Annotated in this window: 22 protein-coding genes; 16 read left to right on the forward strand and 6 right to left on the reverse strand. The window is 62.2% G+C overall.

The window, feature by feature from the left end:
- Positions 1 to 323: 323 nt before the first annotated feature.
- On the reverse strand, positions 324 to 1199 hold the full coding sequence (locus ABK249_RS16630) for an aldo/keto reductase family oxidoreductase (RefSeq protein ID WP_348863391.1): 876 nt from the start codon (positions 1197 to 1199) through the stop codon (positions 324 to 326).
- A 109-nt stretch (positions 1200 to 1308) separates the two neighbouring features.
- On the opposite strand from ABK249_RS16630, the gene ABK249_RS16635 reads away from it, so the two are divergent.
- The 7 genes from ABK249_RS16635 to ABK249_RS16665 all read left to right on the forward strand — a co-directional run bounded on the left by ABK249_RS16635 (position 1309) and on the right by ABK249_RS16665 (position 8946).
- A complete protein-coding gene (locus ABK249_RS16635; RefSeq protein ID WP_348863392.1) occupies positions 1309 to 2304 on the forward strand; it encodes a LysR family transcriptional regulator in 996 nt (331 codons plus the stop codon).
- A gap of 107 nt (positions 2305 to 2411) precedes the next feature.
- Positions 2412 to 3935, forward strand: coding sequence for a sugar ABC transporter ATP-binding protein (locus ABK249_RS16640; RefSeq protein WP_227705311.1), 1524 nt, complete (start codon positions 2412 to 2414; stop codon positions 3933 to 3935).
- A complete protein-coding gene (locus ABK249_RS16645; protein ID WP_037149864.1) occupies positions 3935 to 4936 on the forward strand; it encodes an ABC transporter permease in 1002 nt (333 codons plus the stop codon). Before ABK249_RS16640 ends, ABK249_RS16645 begins: the two co-directional genes overlap by 1 nt.
- Before the next feature lie 89 nt (positions 4937 to 5025).
- Positions 5026 to 5991, forward strand: a complete 966-nt coding sequence (locus ABK249_RS16650) for a substrate-binding domain-containing protein (RefSeq protein WP_037149868.1) — start codon at positions 5026 to 5028, stop codon at positions 5989 to 5991.
- Positions 5992 to 6067: 76 nt separating this feature from the next.
- Positions 6068 to 7120 carry a sugar phosphate isomerase/epimerase family protein gene (locus tag ABK249_RS16655; RefSeq protein WP_037149870.1) on the forward strand — a complete coding sequence of 351 codons (1053 nt, stop codon included), beginning with the start codon at positions 6068 to 6070 and terminating at the stop codon, positions 7118 to 7120.
- Between the two features lie 201 nt (positions 7121 to 7321).
- Positions 7322 to 7741 (forward strand): DUF2442 domain-containing protein, encoded by a 420-nt coding sequence (locus tag ABK249_RS16660; RefSeq protein WP_348863394.1) that lies wholly within the window; start codon positions 7322 to 7324, stop codon positions 7739 to 7741.
- Between the two features lie 32 nt (positions 7742 to 7773).
- A complete protein-coding gene (locus ABK249_RS16665) occupies positions 7774 to 8946 on the forward strand; it encodes a Gfo/Idh/MocA family protein (RefSeq protein ID WP_348863395.1) in 1173 nt (390 codons plus the stop codon).
- An 89-nt stretch (positions 8947 to 9035) separates the two neighbouring features.
- Here the strand turns inward: ABK249_RS16665 and ABK249_RS16670 are convergent, their stop codons facing one another.
- On the reverse strand, positions 9036 to 9518 hold the full coding sequence (locus ABK249_RS16670; RefSeq protein ID WP_348863396.1) for a hypothetical protein: 483 nt from the start codon (positions 9516 to 9518) through the stop codon (positions 9036 to 9038).
- Positions 9519 to 9744: 226 nt separating this feature from the next.
- Between ABK249_RS16670 and ABK249_RS16675 the strand changes: the two genes are divergently transcribed.
- The 5 genes from ABK249_RS16675 to ABK249_RS16695 all read left to right on the forward strand — a co-directional run bounded on the left by ABK249_RS16675 (position 9745) and on the right by ABK249_RS16695 (position 16263).
- Positions 9745 to 11118: a GH1 family beta-glucosidase gene (locus ABK249_RS16675; RefSeq protein WP_348863498.1), complete on the forward strand. Its 1374-nt coding sequence runs from the start codon at positions 9745 to 9747 to the stop codon at positions 11116 to 11118.
- 240 nt (positions 11119 to 11358) lie between these two features.
- The gene (locus ABK249_RS16680) at positions 11359 to 12456 is read left to right on the forward strand and encodes a methionine ABC transporter ATP-binding protein (RefSeq protein ID WP_415926443.1); all 1098 of its coding nucleotides are present in this window, start codon (positions 11359 to 11361) and stop codon (positions 12454 to 12456) included.
- Positions 12446 to 13114 carry a methionine ABC transporter permease gene (locus ABK249_RS16685; RefSeq protein WP_348863397.1) on the forward strand — a complete coding sequence of 223 codons (669 nt, stop codon included), beginning with the start codon at positions 12446 to 12448 and terminating at the stop codon, positions 13112 to 13114. The genes ABK249_RS16680 and ABK249_RS16685 overlap by 11 nt, the downstream gene beginning before the upstream one ends.
- 59 nt (positions 13115 to 13173) lie before the next feature.
- Positions 13174 to 13950 carry a MetQ/NlpA family ABC transporter substrate-binding protein gene (locus tag ABK249_RS16690; protein WP_348863398.1) on the forward strand — a complete coding sequence of 259 codons (777 nt, stop codon included), beginning with the start codon at positions 13174 to 13176 and terminating at the stop codon, positions 13948 to 13950.
- A 117-nt stretch (positions 13951 to 14067) separates the two neighbouring features.
- Positions 14068 to 16263, forward strand: coding sequence for a bifunctional diguanylate cyclase/phosphodiesterase (locus ABK249_RS16695; RefSeq protein WP_348863399.1), 2196 nt, complete (start codon positions 14068 to 14070; stop codon positions 16261 to 16263).
- Between the two features lie 4 nt (positions 16264 to 16267).
- On the opposite strand, the gene trhO is transcribed toward ABK249_RS16695, so the two are convergent.
- From trhO to ABK249_RS16715, 4 genes are all read right to left on the reverse strand, one after another.
- Positions 16268 to 17212: an oxygen-dependent tRNA uridine(34) hydroxylase TrhO gene (gene trhO / locus ABK249_RS16700; RefSeq protein ID WP_227705317.1), complete on the reverse strand. Its 945-nt coding sequence runs from the start codon at positions 17210 to 17212 to the stop codon at positions 16268 to 16270.
- A gap of 78 nt (positions 17213 to 17290) precedes the next feature.
- The gene (locus ABK249_RS16705) at positions 17291 to 17788 is read right to left on the reverse strand and encodes a VOC family protein (protein ID WP_227705318.1); all 498 of its coding nucleotides are present in this window, start codon (positions 17786 to 17788) and stop codon (positions 17291 to 17293) included.
- 107 nt (positions 17789 to 17895) lie between these two features.
- Positions 17896 to 18888, reverse strand: a complete 993-nt coding sequence (locus tag ABK249_RS16710; protein ID WP_348863400.1) for a CHAD domain-containing protein — start codon at positions 18886 to 18888, stop codon at positions 17896 to 17898.
- Positions 18863 to 19360: a CYTH domain-containing protein gene (locus ABK249_RS16715; RefSeq protein WP_037149822.1), complete on the reverse strand. Its 498-nt coding sequence runs from the start codon at positions 19358 to 19360 to the stop codon at positions 18863 to 18865. Before ABK249_RS16715 ends, ABK249_RS16710 begins: the two co-directional genes overlap by 26 nt.
- 156 nt (positions 19361 to 19516) lie before the next feature.
- Here ABK249_RS16715 and ABK249_RS16720 point away from each other — a divergent pair, with 156 nt between their 5' ends.
- From ABK249_RS16720 to ABK249_RS16735, 4 genes are all read left to right on the forward strand, one after another.
- Complete coding sequence (locus ABK249_RS16720) at positions 19517 to 20155, forward strand: 2-dehydro-3-deoxy-phosphogluconate aldolase (RefSeq protein ID WP_227705321.1); 639 nt, start codon at positions 19517 to 19519, stop codon at positions 20153 to 20155.
- Between the two features lie 90 nt (positions 20156 to 20245).
- Positions 20246 to 20959, forward strand: a complete 714-nt coding sequence (locus tag ABK249_RS16725) for a tellurite resistance TerB family protein (RefSeq protein WP_227705322.1) — start codon at positions 20246 to 20248, stop codon at positions 20957 to 20959.
- 72 nt (positions 20960 to 21031) lie between these two features.
- On the forward strand, positions 21032 to 21727 hold the full coding sequence (locus ABK249_RS16730) for a GNAT family N-acetyltransferase (protein WP_348863401.1): 696 nt from the start codon (positions 21032 to 21034) through the stop codon (positions 21725 to 21727).
- Positions 21724 to 21924: a hypothetical protein gene (locus tag ABK249_RS16735; protein ID WP_037149831.1), complete on the forward strand. Its 201-nt coding sequence runs from the start codon at positions 21724 to 21726 to the stop codon at positions 21922 to 21924. The genes ABK249_RS16730 and ABK249_RS16735 overlap by 4 nt, the downstream gene beginning before the upstream one ends.
- The last annotated feature ends 3 nt before the right edge of the window (positions 21925 to 21927 follow it).

Below are 21927 nucleotides of genomic sequence, written 5' to 3' on the forward strand. Positions count from 1 at the left end.
CGGCAGGGCTTCTGTGTCCTTGAAGCGACCGGTCGTTACGATCGGGCTCTGTGCCTTCGGCTGCATGAAGCCGGACAGCCCTTCCACCAGGCCAACCCACGCAAGGCGCGTCAGTTTGCCCAGGCCGTCGGTTTCCTGGCCAGGAGCCAGGATCGACCGGGTCGATGCCCACATTCTGGCGCGCTATGGCGTGACGATGGACTTGCCGGCACAGGTGCGACCGGAGCCGGAGCGGCTGGAACTGCGCGACCTGATGGAACGCCGTGACCAATTGGTGGAGATGCGCCAGTCTTGGGGCCGCTCTATGCGGCCCCATTTCTGCATCAGGTTGCTGTCTCTGCGATGCCGTTCAATTCCACCACTGCATCCTGCGGCAGTTCCAGTTCGGCAGCGGCCAGATTTTCCCGCAGATGTGCGACTGAGGATGTGCCGGGGATCAGCAGGATGTTCGGCGCCCGCTGAAGCAACCAGGCAAGGGCAACCTGCATGGGCGTTGCATCCAGCCTTGCCGCGACATTCGAAAGGGTGGCGGACTGCAACGGCGTGAAGCCGCCGAGCGGGAAAAAGGGAACATAGGCGATCCCCCCGGCTGAAAGCTCATCGATCAGCCGGTCATCGTCCCGATGAACCAGATTGTAGTGATTTTGCACGCAGACGATGTCGACGATCCGCCGTGCCTCGGCGATCTGGGTCCGTGTAGCGTTGCTGAGGCCGATGTGCCGCACCAGTCCTTGTTCCTGCAGCTTCGCAAGAGCCGTGACCTGCTCCTCGATGGAGCCCTCGACCGGCCCGTGAATGCCGAAGATGATCCTGAGGTTGACGACCTCCAATGCGTCGAGGCCCAGGTTGCGCAGGTTGTCGTGGACCTGGGCGGTGAGTTCTTCGGGTGTGAAGGCGGGGATCCAGGCTGCATCATCGCCGCGACGGGCGCCGATCTTGGTGACGATCGTCAGGTCGTCGGGATAGGGGCGAAGCGCTTCGCGGATCAGCTGGTTGGTGACGTGCGGACCGTAGAAGTCGCTGGTATCGATATGGTCGACACCGGCGAATACCGCCTCGCGCAGCACCGTCAGGGCCATTTCGCGATCCTTCGGCGGCCCGAACACGCCGGGTCCGGCAAGCTGCATTGCGCCATAGCCGAGGCGTTTTACGGTGCGGTCGCCGAGCCCAAAGCTGCCGGCCTTCTGGATATGCGTCATGATCTCTCTCCTTTGCGGCGAGTTTGATTGCCGATGGGGACGAGATAGGCGCTGTTCTCTGGCCAGATAATCCGATACAATCGGCACAGCTTGTGCGGAAAGGCGAACAATGGGGTTGGACCTTGGAGATCTGGGCGCCTTCGTCACGGTTGCCCGCGCCAGGGGCTTTCGCGAGGGAGCGAGAGCCAGCGGCGCCAGCGCGTCGGCATTGAGCGAAGCAGTGCGTCGGCTGGAAGCCCAGCTCGGCGTGCGCCTCCTCAACCGAACCACCCGAAGCGTTGTTCCGACGGAGGCGGGCGCGGGCCTGCTCGAACGTCTCGGTCCGGCGCTGGCCGAAATGGAGACGGCGCTCGATGTGGTGAACGGCTACAGGGAAAAGCCGGCCGGGCTGCTGCGCCTCAACGTTCCCGTGGGCGTCGCCCGGCTGGTGCTGCCCAGGATTGTCCCACCCTTCCTGAAGGCCTATCCCGATATTCGGCTGGAGGTGATCGCCGAAGACAGTTTCGTCGACGTTCTCGCGGCTGGCTGCGACGCCGGCATCCGCTACGATGAACGGCTGGAACAGGACATGATCGCCGTGCCGATCGGTCCGAGGACACAACGCTTTGCCACGGCCGCATCTCCTGCATATCTCAAGCGCCACGGGCGGCCTGAACATCCCCGCGACCTGCTCAATCACGCCTGCCTGCGCGGACGGTTTTCAAGCGGTGTCATCCCCGCGTGGGAATTCGAGCGTGAGGGCGAGGTCGTGCGCATCGATGCGGGAGGGCCACTCGTCGTGCGGCCGGCCGGCGGCGTCGAACTGGCGATCGAGACCGCTATCCAGGGCTTGGGCATTATCCATCTGTTTGAAGACTGGCTGCGGCCGTATCTGGAGAGCGGTGCGCTGGAACCGGTGCTGGAACCGTGGTGGCAGCCCTTCTCCGGTCCGTTTCTCTATTATCCCGGCCGACGGCTGGTGCCGGCACCGCTGCGGGCCTTCATCGATTTCATGAAGGATTACTCCGGATCCGGGTGGCATGCCGATGAGGCCGTGCCAGCGGTTGTGCAAGGTGCAAACGGCTCGAAATCTGCTTTACGTACCTCAGAATCTTCGTTAGCCTGATCTCGGGAGGAAATTCAGGTGCATGTAATCATCGATCATGACGTCCGCGCCATGAGGGCTGTCACGGCTGGATGCGCCTTTGTGCGCGTGATTCCGAGTGTCCCGCGATGACTGCGGCCGAGGTCAGTTCTTCCGTTCCGCTCATGGAGGCAATGGGCCTTTCCAAGACGTTCGGCATCGTCGAGGTCCTGAAGGATATCAACCTCACCGTCCGGGCAGGCGAGGTGCACGCGATCATCGGCGAAAACGGCGCCGGCAAATCGACGCTCATGAAGATTCTCGCCGGCAACCTGGCTCCCAGTCGGGGCGAGATCAGGATGGATGGCGAGGCGGTCAGCTTCTCCGGTCCGGTGGATGCGGAGCGCCGTGGAATCGTGCTGGTGCACCAGGAAATCCTGCTTGCGCCCGACCTCACGGTCGCCCAGAACATCTATCTGGGCCGCGAGCTCAGGAAGGGGATCGGCGTCGACGATCGCACCATGGACGAAGGGGCCGCGAACGCCATCCGCGATCTCGGCGGCGATATCGATCCGAATGCCATCGTCTCGCGCCTGTCGATCGCCCAGCGCCAGATCGTCCAGATCGCCCGTGTGCTGCTCGTGCCGCATCGCATTGTCATCTTCGACGAGCCGACCGCCTCGCTCACGCCGCACGAAACCGAGGCGCTCCTGAAGGTCATCAGGGATATCCGCGCCAAGGGCGTCGGCGTGCTCTACATCTCCCACCGCCTGCCGGAGGTGAAGGAGATTGCCGACCGCGTAACGGTGCTGCGCGACGGACGCCTCGTCGCCTCCCATGCGGCGAGCGAACTGCAACCCGCCGACATGGCACGCCTCATGGTCGGCCGCGATGTGGCCAAGCTCTATCCGGATCGCCACGCCGCGGAAGTCCGGGAAACAGTGCTGGAGGTCGAGCACCTCAACGTTCCGGGCTATGCGCAGGATGCGTCCTTCAAGCTGCGAAAGGGCGAGATCCTCGGCTTTGCGGGCCTTGTCGGCGCCGGCCGAACGGAATTGATGGAAGGGCTTGTCGGCCTTCGCCCGAGCCGCGGCACCGTGCGCCTCAATGGCCAGCCGGTCGATTTCCGCCAGGTCCATACGAGCCTCAAGGCCGGCGTTGCCTATCTCTCCGAAGACCGCAAGGGCAAGGGCCTGCTGCTCACCAAGGATCTGCGTGTCAACCTGACGCTCGCCTCGCTCGGCAAATTCGTCGGCGCGTTGCAGATCGACCGGAAACGCGAGAGCGAAGCGCTCGACCAGGCGATCCGCGACTTCGACATCCGCACCGGCGCCAGGGACATCCTGGCCGGCCAGCTTTCCGGCGGCAACCAGCAGAAGCTTTTGATCGCCAAGATGATGATGCTCGATCCGCAGGTCGTCATCATCGATGAGCCGACGCGTGGTATCGATATCGGCAACAAGGAACAGATCTACAAATTCATCGCCAGGCTGGCGGACGAGGGGCGTTCGATCATCGTCGTCTCCTCCGAAATGCCGGAACTGATCGGCATCTGCGACCGCATTCTCGTCATGCGGTCCGGCCGGATCGTCGGCGAGGTGACGGGAGAACACATGAACGAGAACGAGATCGTCCAGCTTGCGACGGGCGTCAAATCCGGGGAGGCTGCTTGATGAGTTCCGTCGCCACCGAAACCACCAAGGCGCCGAAGACCTCGAAGGACTGGGACATGGCGGCGGTCGCGCCGTTCATCGCGCTGGCGCTCCTCCTGGTGCTCGGTTATTTCGCGAACCCGAACTTCATATCGGTCGCGAACCTGATGAACGTCATCACCCGCAGCGCCTTCATCGCGATCATCGCGCTCGGCGCGACCTATGTGATCTCGTCGGGCGGGCTCGACCTTTCCGTCGGCTCGATGGTCGCTTTCGTCGCCAGCCTGATGATCCTGTTCATGAATTCCGGCACCATCGCTGACCCGCTGTTCATGCTGATCACCGCCATGCTGGTGGCGCTCGCGCTTGGCGCGGCCTGCGGGCTCTTCAACGGGCTGATCACCACGATCGGCCGCATCGAGCCTTTCATCGCCACGCTCGGTACGATGGGCATCTACCGGGGGCTGACCACCTGGCTTTCCCAGGGCGGTGCAATCACGTTGCGCGACCGCGAGTTGCAGGCGCTCTACCGGCCGGTCTATTTCGGCTCCATCGCCGGCATTCCGGTGCCGATCATCATCATCTTCGTCACCGCTGCGATCGCCGCCTTCGTGCTCTACCGCACCCGTTACGGCCGGCATGTGATCGCAGTCGGGTCCAACGAGGACGTGGCACGCTATTCCGGCATCTCGGTCAACCGCGTGCGCACCATCGCCTATGTCGTGCAGGGGCTGTGCGTGGCGGTGGCCGTGCTCCTCTACGTGCCGCGCCTCGGCTCGACATCGGCCACCACGGGCATCCTTTGGGAACTGCAGGCGATCACCGCTGTGGTGGTCGGCGGCACGGCACTCAGGGGCGGCGTCGGCCGCATCTGGGGGACGGTCTGCGGCGCCTTCATCCTGGAGATCGTCGGCAACATCATGCTGCTTTCGAACTTCGTCAGCGAATATCTCATCGGCGCGATCCAGGGGGCGATCATCATCATCGCCATGCTGGTACAGCGCTCGCTGATGCGGAAGTAACAAGGAATCGAGAGAATCGGCCGGGCATATTGGGGCAGGCCCGGAACGGAGGAATTAAGAGACCCCGCACAACATTTGGGAGAGAGACCATGCGTAGAAGAACTTTCGGGCTGGCCGCGGCAGCGTTTGCAGCTTCGGTTGCCGTCGGTCCGGGCCTTGCCTGGGCCCAGGAGGAAAAGAAGGTGACGATCGGCGTTTCCATTCCGGCGGCCGACCACGGCTGGACGGCCGGCGTCGTCTTCCATGCCGAACGCGTCGCCAAGCTGCTGATGCAGCAGAATCCCGGCCTCAACGTCATCGTCAAGACGTCGCCGGATCCGGCAAGCCAGGCCAATGCCGTGCAGGACCTTGCGGTCCAGGGTATCGACGGCCTCGTCATCCTGCCGACCGATCCGGACCCGCTCGTCAACGCCATCCAGCAGGTGAAGGACAGCGGAGCCTTCGTGGCGCTTGTAGACCGTGCGCCGTCGAACAACGACAGCTCGGTCCGCGACCTCTATGTCGCCGGCAACAATCCGGCACTTGGCCAGGTCGCCGGCGAATATATCGCCAAGACCACGCCGAATGCCGAAGTCGTCGTCATCCGCGGTCTGCCGATCCCGATCGACCAGCAGCGCCAGGACGGTTTCGACAAGGGGATTGCCGGCTCCAGCGTCAAGGTTCTGGAACGCCAGTACGGCAACTGGAACCGCGACGACGCATTCCGCGTCATGCAGGACTACCTGACGAAATATCCGAAGATCGACGTGGTCTGGTGTCAGGATGACGACATGGCCGTCGGCGTCCTCGAGGCCATAGAGCAGGCCAAGCGCACCGATATCCAGTATATCGTCGCCGGCGCCGGCTCCAAGGACATGATCAAGCGCGTCATGGACGGCGACAAGATGGTGCCGGTCGACGTGCTCTATCCGCCGGCCATGGTTGCGACCGCCATGCAGCTCACCGCGGCTCATTTCTACGACCAGATTCCGGTCAGCGGCGAATACATCCTGGATGCGACGCTCGTCACCAAGGACAATGCCGAGCAGTTCTACTTCCCGGATTCTCCGTTCTGATCACCCACAGGAGGCGCGCCTTTTGCGGGCGCGCCTCTTTTCACGTCCAGCTTTTGATTTCCCCAGGAGGAAAACCATGAAGACGATCAAGGGACCAGCCATCTTTCTCGGTCAGTTCGCAGGTGATGCCGCGCCGTTCAATTCCTGGGATTCGATTACCAAATGGGCGGCCGAAAAAGGCTATGTCGGCGTCCAGGTGCCGACCTGGGCCGGTCAGCTCATCGATCTGAAGAAGGCCGCCGCGTCCAAGGATTATTGCGACGAATTCGCCGGCATCGCGCGTGCGAACGGCATCGAGGTGACCGAGCTTTCCACTCATCTCCAGGGTCAGCTCGTCGCCGTGCATCCGGCCTATGACGAGGCCTTCGACGGTTTTGCCGCACCCGAGGTCCGCGGCAATCCGAAGGCACGGCAGGCATGGGCCGTGGAACAGGTCAAGATGGCGCTGACAGCCTCCAAGCATCTCGGCATCAAGGCGCATGCGACCTTCTCCGGCGCGCTCGCCTGGCCCTTCATCTATCCCTGGCCGCAGCGCCCGGCGGGCCTTGTGGAGACAGCTTTCGACGAACTCGCGAAACGCTGGACGCCGATCCTCGACCATGCGGAAGACTGCGGCGTCGACGTCTGCTACGAAATTCATCCGGGCGAGGACCTGCATGACGGCGTGACTTTCGAGATGTTCCTGGAGCGCGTGAAGAACCACAAACGCGCCAACATGCTCTACGATCCGTCGCATTACGTTCTGCAATGCCTCGACTATCTCGACCACATCGACATCTACAAGGACCGGATCCGGATGTTCCACGTCAAGGACGCGGAATTCAATCCGACCGGCCGGCAGGGCGTCTATGGCGGTTATCAGGGCTGGGTGAACCGGGCAGGGCGTTTCCGTTCGCCGGGCGACGGGCAGGTGGATTTCGGGGCGATCTTCTCGAAGATGGCCGCCAATGATTTCGACGGCTGGGCCGTGGTCGAATGGGAATGCGCGCTGAAGAATTCCGAGGACGGTGCGCGCGAAGGGGCAGAATTCGTCAAGGCGCATATCATCCGCGTTACCGAAAAGGCTTTCGACGATTTTGCCAGCGGCGGCACGGACGAAGCGGCCAACCGGCGGATGCTCGGGCTTTGAGACTGAAGCCGGAATAGAGGCGGTGGTCATGCTTGAGAAACCTAACAAGGTAGGTTGTTGATGGCTTGGTCACCGTTCTTCGCCAGCATGGGTTACGCGACGCTCAAGGTTCTGACACAGGGCGGCATGTCTGACCGCGGCGGGCGGTCGCGGTCATCGAGGCGAGCCGGCAGTTATTCCAGGAGACTTGGAGAAAGTATCATGGTTGAAGTCACGGATGCGGAACTCGGCGAGGCCAAGCGGCGCTGGGAAAAGGAGCGGGCGCAGAGGTCGATCCCGGTCTCCGCCCGCTTTGATGTCCCTTCCGGTCGTATCGTGGTCGAGTTCGCAAATGGCGCTGCCTTCATGGTCCCGGGACGTTCGCTCGAAGGCCTGACTGATGCGACGGACGGCCAATTGGCCGAAGTTGAACTCTTGGGCGAAACCGGCCTCCACTGGGAGAGACTGGATGTCGATTACTCGATCTCCGGCCTGATGCGTGGCGTTTTCGGCAGCAGGACCTTCATGGACGCACAGCGCAAGGGCGGGCAATCCAGATCATCGGCCAAAGTAGCCGCAAGCCGTGCCAATGGAGCCAAGGGCGGGCGGCCCCGAAAGGCTCTTGACCACGCCGACCGCTGACCAACGACAATTTTTCCAGGAGAGGACATTTCATGGCAATCGAAGGCAAGGATGATGAGACGCGCGAGCCCCGCATCCGGCTCGGCATGGTGGGTGGCGGCGCCGGCGCCTTCATCGGGGCGGTGCATCGCATGGCGGCAAGGCTGGACGACCAGTTCGAGCTTGTCGCGGGCGCGCTGTCGTCAACCCCGGAAAAGGCGATCGCCTCGGGGCGGGATCTCGGGCTCGACCCGGCGCGCACCTATGGTTCCTACAAGGAAATGGCGATCCGCGAGGCACGGCTGAAGAACGGCATCGAGGCGGTCTCGATCGTGACGCCTAACCACGTGCATTACGACGCCGCCAAGGAATTCCTCAGGCGTGGCATTCATGTGATCTGCGACAAACCGCTCACCTCCAACCTCGCCGATGCCAAGAAGCTCAGGAAGGCGGCAGAGGAGAGCGACGCGCTCTTCATTCTCACGCATAACTACACGGGCTATCCGATGGTGCGACAGGCGCGCGAGATGGTCCAGAACGGCGATCTCGGCAAGATCCGTATCGTGCAGGTGGAATATCCGCAGGACTGGCTGACCGAGGCGGTCGAGCAGACCGGCGCCAAGCAGGCGGTCTGGCGCACCGATCCGGCCCAGTCGGGTGCCGGCGGCTCGACCGGCGATATCGGCACGCATGCCTATAACCTCGCTTCCTTCATCACCGGGCTGACGCTCGAAAGCCTCGCCGCCGATCTCGATACGTTTGTCGAAGGCCGCCGGCTCGATGACAACGCCCATGTGCTGTTGCGTTTCGAAGGCGGTGCCAAGGGCATGCTGTGGTGCAGTCAGGTGGCGCCGGGCCATGAGAACGGATTGAAGATCCGCGTCTACGGCACCAAGGGTGGCATCGAATGGGTGCAGGCGGACCCGAACTATCTGTGGTTCACGCCCTTCGGCGAATCGAAGCGGCTTCTGACCCGTGCCGGCGCCGGCGCCGGTCCTGCCGCCGCCCGGGTTTCCCGCATCCCCTCCGGTCATCCGGAAGGCTATCTCGAAGCCTTCGCGACGATCTATACGGAGGCGGCGCGCGCCATCAACGCGAAGAAGAAGGGCGTCGCGCTCGACAAGACGGTCGTCTATCCGACCGTCGATGATGGCGTGAAGGGCGTCGCCTTCGTGGAAGCCTGCGTGGCGTCGTCGAAGAAGAACGGGGCGTGGGTGAAAGTTTGAGGCTCGCTTACCCTTCCCCTAGTGTGGAGGGTTGCCGGCAGGCTGCGGGGGTTTAGCAGCCTGGTTCGGTGAGCTCCCATGCTTGCTGGTCAGTCGAGATATTCGATGCCGGAGATTCCCACCAAACCATTGGCTGTGCTGGAAACCTGCGCTCGTGCCCGTATCGGCATGAGCATCCACCTATCCGCGATGCATTCGAAGGTCTCGTCGCGCAGGTAGAAGAGGTAATGCCGCTTGCCTTTTCCAGGCAGAGGCATTGTCTGCCAGTCGTCCGGCTGGTCGCGCAGGGGATCTTCTCCGGCGATTTCGTAGAAGTGGCCCCATTCGGGGGCAAGGCTTCCATAGCGGCATTGGCCGCGATACCAACCTTCGTCGTTGGGGCTACCAAGACGCCATGTTCGACAATCATAGAAGGTCAATTTTATAGCGTCGGACTCCTCGTCCCTTTGCCGCGGTGCGGTCAGGAGAATGCGCAATTCCAATGCTGTGCCGTTTGTCAAGATTTCCGGCAGCGGCACATTGGGTTGAGCGTTCCAGTCAGTGTTGAGGCGAATGAAGAACGGAGAGGTCATTGTAAGCTGGGTCTCATAATCTTCGATGAGTATCACGAGCGCGTCGAAGCAAATAGTCTCGATTGCCTCCTCTTCGGGCTCATGCTCGAATCAGGGCCGTGCTCTCTGTAACGTTACAGATTTCTGAGCCTAAACCCTGTACAACCCGTCCGGCCTTGGTTAAACCGCCGCTCCATATGGCTTCCGGGCCGAGCAACCGACAGGTGTCACCATGACCGATCCCAGAATGTCCGACACCAAGGCGCTTGCTTCCCGCTTTCCCGGCGATTTCCTCTTCGGGGTGGCGACCGCCTCCTACCAGATCGAAGGTTCGACCAAGGCGGATGGCCGGAAGCCTTCCATCTGGGATGCCTTTTCGAACATGCCGGGCCGCGTCTACGGTCGTCACAATGGCGATGTTGCCTGCGATCATTACAACCGCTGGGAAGAAGACCTCGATCTCATCAAGGAGATGGGCGTCGAAGCCTACCGTTTCTCGATCGCCTGGCCGCGCATCATTCCGGACGGCACCGGGCGCATCAACGAGAAAGGGCTCGATTTCTACGACCGGCTCATCGACGGCTGCAAGGCGCGCGGGATCAGGACCTATGCGACGCTCTACCATTGGGACCTGCCTTTGATGCTGATGGGCGACGGCGGCTGGGCGGCGCGCTCCACGGCCTATGCCTTCCAGCGTTATGCGAAAGTGGTGATGGCCCGCCTCGGCGACCGGCTCGATGCGGTCGCGACCTTCAACGAGCCCTGGTGCATCGTCTGGCTTTCCCATCTCTACGGCATCCATGCGCCGGGCGAGCAGAACATGGAGGCGGCGCTTGCCGCCATGCATCACGTCAATCTTGCCCACGGCCTCGGCGTCGAGGCGATCCGGCATGTGACGCCGAACGTTCCTGTCGGCATCGTCATCAATGCGAACTCGGTCATTCCCGGCTCCGACAGCCCGGCAGACCTTGCCGCGGGCGAACGGGCTCACCAGTTCCACAACGGCGCCTTCTTCGATCCGGTCTTCAAGGGCGAATATCCGAAGGAATTTCTCGACGCGCTCGGGGACCGCATGCCGGCGGTCGAGGAAGGTGACTTGAAGATCATCAGCCAGAAGCTCGACTGGTGGGGCCTCAACTACTACACCCCGACGCGCGTCCATGACGATCCTGAACGCAAGGGCGATTTCCCATGGACGGTGGAGGCCAAGCGCGCCAGCGACGTCGAGACGGATATCGGCTGGGAGGTTTATGCGCCGGGCCTCAAGCTGCTGGTCGAGGACCTTTACCGCCGCTACGACCTGCCGGACTGCTACATCACCGAGAACGGCGCCTGCTACAACATGGAGCCGGTCAACGGCGAGGTGGATGACCAGCCGCGCCTCGACTATTATGTCGAGCATCTTTCGGTGGTGGCGGATCTCATCCAGGACGGCTATCCGATGAAAGGCTATTTCGCCTGGAGCCTGATGGACAATTTCGAATGGGCGGAAGGCTATCGCATGCGGTTCGGCCTCGTGCATGTGAACTACGAGACACAGGAGCGGACGATCAAGAAGAGCGGCACGTGGTATCGCGAGCTTGCCTCGCAATTCCCCAAAGGCAATCACGCGACCCGCTGATTTCACAGATGTGAGAAGATTTTTCCTGATTTCGCATTGAAAGGGAAAATCATCCCTGTCAAAATGCGGGCGCTCCGGGCATCAATGCGGCAGAAACGAGGCCGCGCCCGGCCAGGATGTGAAAGCCAAACACGATGCTCCGGAACACCGTCTGTCTTCGAATGTGCAGCCTGCTTGGCTAATGCATGCACAAGCGGTTAAACAGCCGCCAAACGATCAGACACAATCCGTGAGTCCAAGATGACAATCCAATTTCCAGCGGCTCGATCCGCGCCGGCCAAAGATGCGGCGGGCGATCCCATGGTGGCGTTCGAGGCGGTAACGAAGCGCTTCGGCCGCGACGACGAGAACCAGTTCACCGCCCTCGATGGTATCGATCTTTCCGTGGCGCGCGGCGCCATTACCGGCATCATCGGCCGCTCCGGCGCCGGCAAGTCGACGCTGATCCGCCTCGTCAACGGGCTCGAAAGAGCCACGTCCGGCCGCGTCGTGGTCGATGGCGTAGAGGTGGGCGGCCTTTCCGAAAGCGGGCTGCGCGACCTGCGCCGCGAGATCGGCATGATCTTCCAGCACTTCAACCTGCTCTCCTCGCGCACCGCCTTCGAGAACGTCGCGCTGCCGCTCGAGATCGCCGGCCTGCCCGCGAAGGCGATCAGGGACAAGGTCGGTCCGCTTCTCGATCTCGTCGGCCTGGGCGACAAGTCGAACCGTTATCCGTCCGAGCTTTCCGGCGGTCAGAAGCAGCGTATCGGCATCGCGCGCGCACTCGCGACCTCTCCGAAACTCTTGCTTTCCGACGAGGCGACATCGGCGCTCGATCCGGAGACCACCCAGTCGATCCTCGATCTCCTGAAGCGCATCAACGCGGAACTGGGGCTTACGGTGCTGCTCATCACCCATGAGATGGAGGTGGTGAAGACCATCGCCTCCGACGTCGCGGTGATCGACCGCGGGCGGATCGTCGAAAAGGGCCGCACCTTCGACGTTTTCACCGATCCGAAGCACGAGACGACACGGGCACTTCTTTCAGGCCTTGCCGGCGCGAAGCTGCCGGAGGCGATCGCCCGCAAGCTTGCCGCGACGCCGCAGGCGGTCTCGCGTACCGTGGTGCGTGTCACCTTCTTCGGCGAGACGGCGCAGCAGCCGCTGGTCTCCAGGCTTATCCAGGAACTCGGTTCCGAGGTGAACATCATCGCCGGCACGATCGACGAGATTGCCGGCGAACCCTATGGATCGCTGGTCATCGCCTATTCGGCGACGCCCGAGGTGCTTGCCCGCGCCGAGCGCTTCTATCGTCAGACCGGCCTGCAGACGGAGGTGCTCGGTTATGTCGCCTGACATGCTCTTCAACCTGCTCACCAAGGCGCTTCTCCAGACCCTGCAGATGGTCGCCGCCGCCGGCCTCATCGGCTCGCTGATCGGCCTGCCGATCGGCGTGTTCCTGGCGACCAGCGGCCGCGGCGAACTCTGTGCCGCGCCGACAGCAAACCGCATCGTCGGGCTGGTCGTGAATGCGGCGCGATCGACGCCCTTCATCATCCTCGTCGTGGCGATCATCCCCTTCACCCGGCTGGTGGCCGGTACGTCGATCGGCACGTCGGCTGCGATCGTGCCGCTCACCATCGCCACCATTCCCTTCGTCGCGCGGCTGACCGAAGCAGCGATCCGCGAGGTGGACAAGGGTCTGATCGAGGCGGCGCGCGCCATGGGCGCCACGCCGATGCAGATCGTTTTCAAGGTGCTTCTGGCCGAAGCCAGGCCCGGCCTGACGCTGGCGCTCACGCTCACCCTCGTCAGCCTGGTCGGTTTTTCGGCCATGGTCGGCGCGGTCGGCGGCGGCGGCCTGGGTGACCTCGGCATCCGCTACGGCTACCAGCGCTTCATGCCGGACGTCATGCTGGCGGTGGTCGTGGTGCTGATCGTGCTCGTGCAGGCGATCCAGAGCGCCGGAGACGCGCTCGCCCGCCGTTTCGACAAGCGCAGCCGCAAGACCTGAGTTTTTTTGAAATCCAGCCTCCCAAGACTGGCCTCGACAACAACCTGAAGGAGACACCCATGAGGAAGTTTATCATCGCGGCGGCGTTTGCCGCTTTCGCAGCCGCCCCGGCACTTGCGGAAACGATCAAGATCGGCGTGACCCCCGGCCCGCATGCCCAGATCATGGAAAAGGTCAAGGAAGTGGCGGCCGGCAAGGGCCTCGATATCGATATCCTCGAATTCTCCGATTACGTGGTTCCGAACCAGGCACTGGCGGACGGCGAGCTCAACGCCAATTCCTTCCAGCACCAGCCCTATCTCGACAACCAGGTGGCCGATCGCAAGTTCGATCTCGTCAGCGTCGCCCAGACCGTCAACTTCCCGATGGGCGTCTATTCGAAGAAGGTTAAGAGCCTCGACGAGCTGAAGGACGGAGCAACCGTCGCCATCCCGAACGACCCGACGAACGGCGGTCGCGCGCTGCTCATCCTCGCCGACCAGGGACTGATCAAGGTTGACGCCGCCAAGGGCCTGAAGATCGGCCCGGCCGACGTGACCGAAAACCCGAAGAACATCGAGCTCGCCGAACTCGATGCCGCCCAGCTCCCTCGCTCGCTCGATGATGTCGACGCGTCGGTGATCAATACCAATTACGCGCTGGAAGCCGGCCTCAATCCAAAGACGGATCCGATCGCCCGCGAAGGTGAGAAGGCGCCCTACATCAACGTCATCGCCGTCAGCGCCAAGGACAAGGACGCTGCCTGGGTCAAGACGCTGATCGAGGCCTATCACAGCGATTCCGTGAAGGATTTCGTCAACACCCAGTTCAAGGGTGCGGTCGTCGCAGCCTGGTAATTCAGGATTTTCTGTATTTCTTTGCAGAGCCGGTCCTCGAAGGCGAGGGCCGGCCTTCTTCTTTAACGCTATCTGAAGGAATACCCGCGAAAGATGTAAAATCCAACGAGGTATTCCATGCGGTTTCTTCCGTCACGTTTTCGGCGCCCCGTTTCCGTCGGCCGTCGTTCCGCCGTGACGTCGATGCTGTTTGTTTTTGCGGTCGTCGTCGTCCTGGTGACGACCTTCATTCTGACCGCGCTCGATCGTCTTGCGGACCATGCCAATCGTCTTGATGACGCCCGGTCGCGGGAAACCACCACAGGCGCGATCCATACGTTCGAAGATCAGCTCCACGCGACGCTGAACGACTATGCCGCCTGGGACGATGCCGCCAGGTTCGTCTACGGCGGCGATCAGGAGTGGATCGTCAGCAACTACGGTGACATGACCGTCAATAGCGATCTCTTCGACCTTGCCGTGGTCATGGATGCGGACCGGAACGTGCTCATGGCCTATCAGGACGGTCAGCCGGTTACCTGGTCGCCGCAGGATTATCTCGACGCATCGCTCTGGACGCTGTTCGACATGGCGAGTTCCGCCGGTCCTGCCGCTGTGCCGGAAGCGGCAGGCTTCATCCGGACAAAAAAGGGCGTGGCTGCCGTCGGGGTCGCGTTGATCCGTCAGAAATCCGGCGCCCTCGACCAATCGCCGCAGAGCCGCCGCTTCCTGATCTTTGCACGCCATCTGGACGAGGCAAAGGTCAAGAAGCTCGCGGAGACCTATGTCATCGACGGCCTTCGCTTTGCCGATGCGGGCGAGGTGACGCCCAATACGGTGGAGATCCGCAATATCCATGGCAAGGTGCTGCAGCAGCTTGTCTGGCGTTCGCGACTGCCGGGCAATATGGCGTATGCGCAGGTGCGACCGCTCGTCTATTCTGCACTTGCCATGGTCGGCCTGTTCTTCCTGCTTCTCTTCGTCTCCGGCAGCAAGACGCTGAACCGGCTGAAAGCCGATGAGGCGGCTGCGCGGCACCTTGCAATGAGAGACCGGCTGAGCGGGCTTCTGAACCGGGCAGGCTTCTTTGCCGCACTGGACGGCCTTGTCCTGGAAAGCCGCCGTGGCGGCATCGACGTAGCTCTGCTCTATCTCGATCTCGACGGGTTCAAGGAGGTCAACGACGCCTATGGCCACGGCACCGGCGACAGGTTGATCCGCGGTGTGGCGGCCGGCCTCAAGGCGCTTGTCGGCAAGGAGGCGATCCTTGCCCGGGTTGGCGGTGACGAGTTCGCCGTTGCTGTTTCCTCCGCGCATGTCGGCCGGATCGCGGATATCCTGAGCGACCGAATCCACGGCTTCCTTGACGAGCCCTTCGTGATCGGCGAACGGGTCGCGACCGTCGGAACCAGCATCGGCGTTGCCATCTCCCGACGGGGCGGGATTTCAGGCGAGGAACTGGTGCGGCATGCCGACATGGCCATGTATCGCGCCAAGGAGACCGGCGGCGGCCGGACCGTGCATTTCCAGCCGGAGATGGATGCGGAGCGCCAGGAGCGCAATATGCTGGAGATCGATCTCAGGCGGGCAATCGAGCGACGCGAAATCAATGTGGTTTATCAGCCCGTGGTGGATGCGCAGACATGGCGTCTGGTCGGCGTCGAGGCCCTTGCTCGCTGGGATCGCGAGGGGCATGGTCCGGTGTCGCCCGACGTCTTCATTCCGATCGCAGAATCGACCGGCCTTATCGACCAGCTTGGACTGTTTGTGCTGCGCCGCGCCTGCGAGATGATCGCTCACTGGCCGGATCTGAGGCTCTCCGTCAACATTTCACCGGGGCAGTTCCGCGATCCCGCCTTTGCCGTGCATGTCGGGGCGGTCTTCCGGGAGGCGGAAACGGACCCGGCGCGCATTACGCTGGAAATGACCGAGGGCTATTTCATCCGAAATCCGGATCGTGCGCGCCTAGCGCTCGCCACGCTGCAACAGCTTGGCGTGAAAATCGCCCTCGACGACTTCGGGGCCGGCTTTTCCAGTGTCGGATATCTCCGCCAATTCGGCTTCGACAGGATGAAGCTCGACAAGTCGATGGTGCATGCCCTGGACAGAGGGGGGCGCGCCGTCGAGATGCTGCAGGCGACGGTGGCGCTTGCCCGTGCGCTCGATATTCCGGTGACGGCCGAGGGCGTGGAGACTGAAAACCAGGCGTTGGCGCTGAAGGTCAGCGGTTGCGACGAGCTGCAAGGCTATATGTTCGGCAAACCGATGTCGGCCGGCGAAATCGACGCCCTCTATCGCGGCGACCGGAGGCCGGGCGGCCTCAGCGCGGCTTGAGAAATCAGCCGCCGATATGCTTCTCGCCGCGCTTCTTTGCCAGCATGATCTGGTGCTGCCGCTGGCGATAGCGCAGCCGGTCTTCTTCCGTCCGCGTGTGATAGCAATGGCTGCAGGAAACGCCTTCCTCGAAATAGGGCGAATTGACCTCTTCGGCCGAAATCGGATTGCGGCAGGCATGGCAGAGCCGGTGCGGGCCTTCCGTCAACCCGTGCTCGACCGAGACCCGCTCGTCGAAGACGAAGCAGGCGCCTTCCCAGAGGCTTTCTTCCTGCGGCACGTCCTCGAGGTATTTCAGGATGCCGCCCTTCAGGTGGTAGACGTCCTCGAAACCCTGCTCCTTCATGAAGGCGGTCGCCTTCTCGCAGCGGATACCGCCGGTGCAGTACATGGCGATCTTCGGCTTGTTGTGCAGGCCGGGATTGTTCTTCACCCAGTCCGGAAACTCGCGGAACGTCTTGGTCTTCGGATCGACGGCGCCCTTGAAGATGCCGATTGCCGTCTCGTAGTCGTTGCGGGTGTCGATGACGATCGTGTCCGGGTCGGAGATCAGCGCGTTCCAGTCCTTCGGATCGACATAGGTGCCGACGATGCGGTTGGGATCGATATCCTCGACGCCCATCGTGACGATTTCCCTTTTCAGCCGCACCTTCATGCGCAGGAAAGGCATCTTCGAGGCCCGGCTCTCCTTGTGTTCCAGCTTTGCGAATTCCGGCTGGGAACGCAGGTAGGCCAGAAGGCGGGCGATCGCGTCGTCGGTCCCGGCGACGGTGCCGTTGATGCCCTCGCGGGCGATGAGCAGCGTCCCCTTGATGCCATTCTCATCACAGAAGGCCTGCAGCGGCGCGCGAAAACTCTCGTAGCGGTCGAAACGCGCGAAATGGTAGAGCGCGGCCACGAGAAAGGCGCCCGTCGTTTCGGGGCGGGATAAAGCGAGATTGTCTGTCATGGCGCTGAAATACAGGGTCAGACCGGTTCGCGCAACGTGGTTTCTTTCTTGGATCGTGATGCGTCTTGATGCGAATTGCTATCGTCGTGCCGTCCACTCCGCGTAGGGCCGCATACCGAAATCGGCATCCGGCTCGTCATTGAGTACGCTGATGAACTCAATCGAATGACCGTCGGGATCATGGAAATAGAGCGAAAGCGCCGGCATCCAGCCAATGACGATCGGTTCAGTGATGGGTTCGCCGTGAAAGCCATGCACCTCGATACCCTTTGCCTGCAACAGGGAAGGGGCCTGCATCATCTCGTCTCGCGCCAGACGGAATGCGAGGTGCAGGCGCATCCGCAGAGGACCGGTGCCCGTCTCCCAGAGACCGAGCATGCCGTTCTTCTTACCGTCTACCCAAAAGAACGCAATGCGACGTTCGATGAACTCGGCCGCAAGTTCCAGCCCAAGGACGTCACGGTAGAATGGGATGGAGGTCTTGAGGCTGGCAACGGTAAGATGAGTTTCGTAAATGCCCTGGATCTGGGGCGTTGTCGTACTTGCAGGCATGTTTTCCTCAAAGGTCTGTTTCATCGACCTCCGAAGCTTGCAACCTCAACTGGACTTGAGGTCAATAGGGTTTCCGTCAATTCCAATCCGGGTGTGCAATCGGGATGTCATTTCTTCCTGAGAAGACTGCCTCAGACCGGTTCGCGCAACGTGGTTTCTTGCGGATGCGTTTCGTGCCCTTTGTGGACCTTTACCGCCCTGCGCTCCCTGCGAGGGGTGTCGGCCGCCTTTTCCCAGAGAATGGCGATGAGGGAGCTTTCTGTCTCCGCACTGTCGGCGAAGACATCCTCCGCCTTTCCCAGGGCCTCGTGTCTCAGCGCCTGCTGACGTGCGATGATGGCGCCGAGCATGAGGGCGAGCGTGTCGCCGTTGCCGAAAAGTTCCGGGCTTTCATTGACGAGCCCCGTCAAGACGGAAAGGTCGTGCTCGTGGCCAAGCAGGTCGACGAGGTCCTTGGCTTGCCTTTGTTTCGCCAGCATGGCGGATGGCCAGATCTCGCCGAGCAGCGAAATGTGCATCCAGTAGATCTGACCGCATTTGCGCAGTTCGTGATAGGCTTCGGCATCGCCGTGTTTCGCACAGGCGGCAAGCGCGCCATGCGCCCTCAGCCGCTGCTTCCTCCAGGCCTTGGCAAGCCGCTTGGCGGTCTTATGGGGATCGTCGCTCAATTCGAGCTCCTCGATGGCGCCGATCGCTTCGTGGCAGGTTGCGACCGCCGCCTCCATCTTGGCCGGGAGGTCGTGCTCCTCGGCGGCGATCCGGTCGCGCCGCTCCGTCAATGTCTTGGACGCGAAAGCAAGGGCGGCCAGTTCTTCAGCCGAATCCGCCAGGCTTGCGAGATAATCCACGGTTTCCACCAGGGCCGTCGCGTCGCGCACGCCTGCAAGCGTCCGCGCCATGTCGCGGATGCGGGCGTTTTCGCGTCGGCGGAATTCCTTCGCGTCCGGCTGGATCAGCCGGTAGAGGGAGCGTACCCGCTTGAACCGCTTGCGGGCATCGTGCACCGCCTCGTGCGGCCCGTCCGGCTGGTCCTCCATCAGACGGATCGCTTTCAAAAGCTGGCTTTCGGCGACCGAGCGGAATTCAGCAGTGAAGGGCTTATCGGGCCGCAGACGATAGGCCATTGATCAGCTCCCTGCTCAAATCCTCAGTCGCCATCACCACATTCGAATAACGCCGGTCGCCGGTGATCTCTCGTCCCACCCAGCCGGGGAGTTCAGGGCTCGCGTTCTCGTCTTCTATCTCGACTTCCGCCACGATAAGCCCCTTGTAGGTCCCGCCATAGACATCGACCTCCCAGACATAGCCCTCGTGCTTCACCTCGTAGCGGGTCTTTTCGAGCACGATGCCGACGGCGCTCTGCACCATTTCCTCGGCATCGGAGAGGGGGATGTCGTATTCGAATTCGTCGCGGGCGATGAGCTTGCGACCGATCTTGATGGTGAGCGTGGCGCGAGCGTGGTCCATGATCCGGACACGGACCGAGCGGTCGTCGCCGGAAGCGATGTAGGCCTGGAGGAAATCCGAGGACGACGACACTTCGGAACGCCAGCCATCGTCCTTCACCAGATACTTGCGCTCGATTTCCTTGGCCATGCGCCGCCTATATCACTCAGGAACTCCTGTAACCCTAGTGCAAAGGTTTGATTTGGCAAACCCGCCTTGCTGCCGCATGGTGTTTTTTCTCGACAATGAAGGTCTCGGGCGTTATCTCCGGGCTCAGTTTCAATCGTTTTAGCGGAGATTATCGCCATGGCCGGCAAGAGCGAAAAGCTGCTTTCTATCCTGAAGCTGCAGCCCGTGGTCCCGGTGCTGATCGTCGACGATGCGAAATCGGCGGTCGGACTTGCCAAGGCACTCGTCGCCGGCGGTCTGAAGGCGATCGAGATCACCATGCGCACGCCGGCAGCCCTTGACGCGGTGAAGGCCGTCGCCACGGAAGTGGAAGGCGCCAATGTCGGCGCCGGAACGATCCTCAATGCGAGGGATTTCGAGGCAGCGGTCAAGGCGGGCTCGACCTTCATCGTCAGCCCAGGCTCGACGCCGGGCGTTCTTTCCGCCGCCAAGGATTCGCCCGTGCCGCTGCTGCCGGGCGCTGCAACGGCCAGCGAAGTCATGGCGCTGCGCGAGGCAGGCTACGAAGTCCTGAAATTCTTCCCGGCCGAACAGGCCGGTGGTGCCGCCTATCTGAAGGCGCTTTCATCGCCGCTCGCCGGGACGCTGTTCTGCCCGACCGGCGGCATTTCGCTGAAGAATGCCAACGACTATCTCTCACTGCCGAATGTCGTCTGTGTCGGTGGCTCCTGGGTGGCGCCGAAGGAACTCGTTTCGGCCGGCGACTGGACCGGCATCACGAAGCTCGCTTCGGAAGCGGCGGCGCTGAAGGCCTGATCGCCCGCGGCGAGACGCTCACAACCCCGTCTTTGTAATTTCACAATCGCATTCCTATCTTGCTCCCGAAACCAACAGGGAGATCACGCGATGTTTGACGCCAAGAAGCTTCTCGACCAGTTCCTGGGCTCGCAGGTGCCGGGCCTTTCGGGAACGGTGAAGGACAGGGCAGGGCAGGCGGGCCAGCTCGCCAGGGACAATCCGCTTGCCACCGGCGCGATCGTCGCGGCTCTTCTAGGCACGAAGACCGGCCGTAAACTCGCCGGCAATGTCGCGACGGTCGGCGGCCTCGCCGCAATCGCCGGCCTCGGTTATCTCGCCTACAAGAACTACAAGTCCGGCCAGTCGCCGGAGACCGTGCCGCAGCCATCGCCACAGGCCGGGACGCCCGTCCTGCCGCCGCCTGCCGATTCCGCTTTCAGCACGCAATCGCCGCTGCTCACCAACGATTTCGCGCTCACGCTCATTCGCGCCATGATCGCCGCTGCCAAGGCGGACGGCCATATCGACGAGAGCGAGCGCGCCAACATCATGGAAAAGGTGCACGCGGTCGATCTCGGTTCGGAGGCGGAGGCTTTCATCGAGCACGAACTCGCCAATCCGGTCGATATGGACGAGCTAGTTGCGGCAGCCAGGACCGAAGAGCAGAAGGTCGAAATCTATGCCGCCACGCGGCTGACGATCGATCCAGATACGCGTGCCGAACGTGGCTATCTCGACCTGCTTGCCGGTCGCCTCGGCCTGCCGGATGCTTTGATCGACCATATCGACGCCACCGTCTCGGCGGCGAAGGTGAAGGTTTGATCGCTGCCTTCAGGCCAGTTGCGTTTGCCCCGCCGCTGGCCTAAGCCTCTTTGCTCAATGGCAGAGGCAGACATGCGCGATCTCAAGAACTACAAGGTGGCCGCTCCCGCTCCGGTCACACTCAAGGGCCGGTTCGTGACCCTCGAACCCTATGAGAGGGAAAAGCACCTTCAGGCGCTGTGGGATGCATTGGGCGGCAAGGCGGGCATCAACGATCTGCTCAAATATTTTCCCAATGACGAATATGCCGAAGCCGGAGAACTTGGCGCCTGGATCGAGAACGCCCGTGCCGTTTCGAACTGGGTGACGCTGGTCTTCCGCGAGAACGCCACCGGCAAGGTGGTCGGCATGGCGAGCTACATGCGTCCCGACCCGAAGAACGGTGTGGTCGAGGTCGGTTCCGTCGCGCACGGGCTTTCGATGAAGCGCTCGCCGATTGCGACCGAAGCGCATTACCTGATGGCCAAGCACGCCTTCGAGGATCTCGATTACCGCCGCTACGAGTGGAAATGCCATAACGAAAACGAGGCGAGCAAGACGACGGCGCGGCGTTACGGCTTCACCTTCGAAGGCGTCTTCCGCCAGCACGTCATCTCCAAGGGCGCCAATCGCGATACCGCCTGGTTCTCGATGATCGACACGGATTGGCCGCTCATCAAGGCCGCCTTCGAGGCCTGGCTCCTGCCGGAGAATTTCGACGCGGAAGGTAGGCAGAAGCGGCGGCTCGAAGATGTCCGCGCCGGGATTGCCAAGGATATGGCCGCATGAGCCCTGAAACCAGATCACAGGCAATCGCCGCTGCCGTTATCCTTATCGGCGCTGGCCTCGTCATCTATTTCCTGCCAACCATTGTGCTCGGCATCGGAGAGTTTTCGCCGGCGCTCGGCTTCATCGTCGGCGCGGCATTGCTGCTCGGCTTCTTCGCGATCTTCTGGCTGAGAGCGCGCTATCAGCGGCGCAAATAGCCG

The sequence above is a fragment of the Neorhizobium phenanthreniclasticum genome, from assembly GCF_040066075.1.
In the GTDB taxonomy this organism is placed as follows: Bacteria; Pseudomonadota; Alphaproteobacteria; order Rhizobiales; family Rhizobiaceae; genus Neorhizobium; species Neorhizobium petrolearium.